At 62.0% G+C, this 3,342-nt stretch carries 2 protein-coding genes; both read left to right on the top strand.

Annotated features, from left to right (window positions below):
- The first annotated feature begins 231 nt into the window (after nucleotides 1–231).
- The gene (gene ggt, locus EOD07_RS27700) at nucleotides 232–1,971 is read left to right on the top strand and encodes a gamma-glutamyltransferase (RefSeq protein WP_127237653.1); all 1,740 of its coding nucleotides are present in this window, start codon (nucleotides 232–234) and stop codon (nucleotides 1,969–1,971) included.
- A 529-nt stretch (nucleotides 1,972–2,500) separates the two neighbouring features.
- On the top strand, nucleotides 2,501–3,342 hold an 842-nt coding region (locus EOD07_RS27695; RefSeq protein WP_206519574.1), incomplete at its 3' end, for a hypothetical protein.

The following is a 3,342-nucleotide window of genomic DNA, read 5'->3' as shown; positions in this document are numbered from 1 at the left end:
GTCTGACGCACTCCCCTTCATCCGGCCGCTTCGCGGCCACCTTCTCCCCGAAGGGAGAAGAGATCAGCGCCGGCGCAAGCTCCTCTCCCCGTTGGGAGGATTGCCCGAATTGCTCTTGCAATTCGACTTGGCAATCCGGGGGAGGGGGCTTCTCACTCTGCTCCAATTGTTTATTGGACTAATTCGCCCTCGCGGTCTTTCCTAGGCGTCCCCAACGCCAGGAGCACCGCCATGCCCTTGATCCGTCGGACGCTGATCGGCGTCATCCTTTCGCTTGCGCTCACCCTCACATCGCCGATCACCGCTTTCGCCGCGTCGCCTGCTCCGGCCAAGGGCGAGCACGGCATGGTGGTCACGGAGCAGCATCTGGCGACCGAAGTCGGTGTCGACGTGCTGAAGAAAGGCGGCAACGCCGTCGATGCCGCTGTCGCGGTCGGCTACGCGCTGGCCGTGGTCTTTCCCGAAGCGGGCAATATCGGCGGCGGAGGGTTCATGACCATCCGGCTGAAGGACGGCCGCACCACCTTCATCGATTTCCGCGAGCGCGCGCCGCTCGCCGCCACCAGGACCATGTATCTCGACAAGGACGGCAAGCCGATCAAGGGGGCCAGCCTCGACGGCTATCTTGCCGTCGGCGTGCCGGGCTCGGTGGCCGGCTTCGAGGTGGCGCGCGAGAAATACGGCACGCTTTCGAGGCAGGATCTGGTGGCGCCGGCGATCGCCTATGCCAAGGACGGCTTCGTCCTCACCCAGGGCGACGCGGCTTCGTTCGCCGACAGCGCCGACCGGCTGGCGAAGGACCCGGCGGCGGCCGCCATCTTCCTGAAGAACGACGGCAAGCCTTATGGCATCGGCGAGAAGCTCGTTCAGCCGGACCTCGCCGCCTCGCTGTCGGCGATCTCGCAAAAGGGGCCGGACGCCTTCTACAAGGGCGTCATTGCCGACGCCATCGTCAAGGCGAGCGGCGCCAAGGGCGGCATCCTCGCCAAAGGCGATTTCGAGCAATATGCGGTGCGCGAATTGAGGCCGGTGACCTGCTCCTATCGCGGCTACGAGATCATCTCCTCTCCGCCGCCAAGCTCGGGCGGCGTCATCATCTGCGAAATCCTCAACGTGCTGGAAGGCTATCCGCTGTCCTATCTCGGCGCCGGCTCGGCTGAGACAGTCCATGTCATGGTCGAGGCCATGCGCCATGCCTATGTCGACCGCAATTCGGCGCTCGGCGACCCGGATTTCGTCGACAATCCGGTCTCGAAGCTGCTCGACAAGAACTACGCCAAGGACATCCGCGACAAGATCGATCCCTTCCGCGCCGGCGTGTCGAAGGATCTGATGCCGAAAGGTTTCGGCGAGCCGAAGGAAACCACCCACTATTCGATCATCGACAAGGACGGCAACGCGGTCGCGGTCACCTACACCCTGAACGGCTCCTACGGCGCCGGCGTCGTCGCCGACGGCACCGGGATCCTGCTCAACAACGAGATGGACGATTTCACCCAGAAGCCCGGCGTGCCCAACCTCTACGGGCTGGTCCAGGGCGAGGCCAACGCCATCCAGCCGAAGAAGACGCCTTTGTCCTCGATGAGCCCGACGATCGTGACGAAGGACGGCAAGCCGTTCATGGTCATAGGCAGCCCCGGCGGCTCGCGCATCATCACCATCACGCTGGAGGCGATCGTCAACGTGATCGATCACGGCATGGATATCCAGGAAGCAATCGACGCGCCGCGCATCCATCATCAATGGCTGCCCGATACGGTCTATGTCGAGCCGTTCGGCCTGTCCCCGGACACGGAGAAGCTGCTTGCCGGCATGGGTTATCACCTCGACCTGAGCGACGAGACCTGGGGTCGGGCCGCCGGCATCCTTGTCGGCGGCAAAAGCCTGGCGGAAATCGAAAAGGGCGGTGGCGCACGCTACAACGGCGCCATGGACAGCCGCGCGGCTGCCGGCGAGGCGCTGGGGTACTAGGCTCGGGGCCTATGAATCGGTCGGCCGTTTGACGTGGCAGCGGTGTCGCCTCGGCCGGCGCCACCCAACCGGCCACAGCGACGGTGTTGTCACCGCCCGGGCAGGGAATGCGACCCTGGACGACCCATCGGCGCCACGATGGGTCAGGCCATTGAAGATCAACGGAAAATCGTTAGAAGGCGAAGGAGCGGACGCTGTCCCTGTATCTCTTACTATGCCCAGGCCCTTGGGCGGTGCTATGGCGACAGTCGATGAATGGTCAGAATTTTTCTCTGGTGGTTCCTACGCGTGACGGAGCGCCGCACAGTCTGATAATTGCCGAAGAATATCGACGGCTCGGGATTGAAATTCGGTATTTCGTCGATAGCCGTTCATCGCCGCGATACATAGAAGATGTGCTTCGCAAAGTAGACTTGGCCACCAAGCTATCCGTCAGGTGGGGGAGGTCTTATGTCGAAGGCATTCTGCCGAAGATTGCGGCCACTTCACGCATGGGATGGTCGCGGCTTTTCCGCGGGATAGCCTGCCGATGAACCCTTTTCGCTTCGCGACGTTCCAGCGGCCATTGCCCGGCCCATCGGCAGGTGGCCGGCCGGCAGGAATCTTCATAACGCATGTGCTGAACGATCGAATACAGGCTCATTTTGACCGTCTCCGTAGCGAAACGCGGGAGATCATCGACTGGCAGTTCGCCTATAATCCGTGGACGTTGGGCGATCTCATCGCCGGACGAGGAGAATTCGAGATCGACCGGACCTCCGTGCGCGTGCGGCAAGCCGTGAATAACGGGAATTTGTCGGGCCATATGGACATCGTCCTCTTCCCTTTGGCGAAGTCCGCAAATCGGGAGTTCGTCTGGGTTCTCGAATATGACGTCGACTTTGCCGGCCGGTGGCTCGATTTTTTCCGGCAGTTTTCAAATAACGGCGCGGACTTGCTGACGACGACGCTCAATACGCGTCGCCGCGACCCGCGCTGGGCATTCTGGAACTCTGCAAATGGACCGTGCCCGAAATCACGGTTCACGAGAGCATTTATGCCCATCATGCGCGTTTCGAGGCGCTTTATTGCCACCTACGAGGAGGCGCTTTCGACAGGCGAATGGAGTGGGCACTACGAATTCCTCGTGCCGACCATTGCGCGCGTCCATGGCCTGAGCATAGAGGACATCGGCGGGACCGGGCCGTTCGTGCCTTGGCGCCGAAGGAGGCGAAACTATCTGAATGTGGCGAAGGACGTGCTTCTCAGTCCGGGGACATTCGTCTGGCGCCCATCGATGACGGCTTACTTTCACGAAGACGATACCGCATTCACGCAGCGAGCCATGCTCTACCATCCGATCAAGGCCGACGTTGCCGAATGGGAGACCGA

It is taken from the genome of Mesorhizobium sp. M2C.T.Ca.TU.002.02.1.1, assembly GCF_003997225.1.
Note: the sequence above shows the minus strand (reverse complement) of the source record. Positions and strands in the feature narration are given on the sequence as shown.